At 64.4% G+C, this 416-nt stretch carries 1 protein-coding gene; it reads left to right on the top strand.

Going from position 1 to position 416, the window contains the following annotated elements; translation table 11 throughout:
* Positions 1-281 (top strand): DUF1223 domain-containing protein (locus EOA27_RS40115; protein ID WP_127259158.1); only part of this gene is annotated, 281 nt, incomplete at its 5' end.
* Between the last annotated feature and the right edge of the window lie 135 nt (positions 282-416).

Raw genomic sequence — 416 nt, 5'->3', positions numbered from 1 at the left:
CCGGCACCGCCCCCGCCGACGCCCATGTGGTGATCGTCTATTTCGACCCGCCGCAGATGGTCAAGATCGGCCAGGGCGAGAACAGCGGCCGCAGCCTGACCTACTGGAACGCAGTTTCCGACATCCAGACCGCCGGCATGTGGCACGGCAAGGCCCAGCGTTACGAATTGCCTTTGACCGAGATCGCCAAGAAAGGCGGCTGCGCGGTGCTGCTGCAGTCGGTCGGCAAGGACGGCATGCCCGGCCCGATCCTCGGCGCCGCCTTCATCCATAAGCCGTGAATACCCCTTCTCCCCTTGTGGGAGAAGGTGGATCGGCGCGCAGCGCCGAGACGGATGAGGGGTGCTCTAGCTTGGCCATAAGCTCGAAACCGCCACCGCCTCATTCCTTCCAACACCCCTCATCCGACCGAGCTT

The organism is Mesorhizobium sp. M2A.F.Ca.ET.037.01.1.1 (assembly GCF_003998075.1).
Lineage (GTDB): Bacteria > Pseudomonadota > Alphaproteobacteria > Rhizobiales > Rhizobiaceae > Mesorhizobium.
This window is presented reverse-complemented; position numbering and strand designations above follow the sequence as displayed.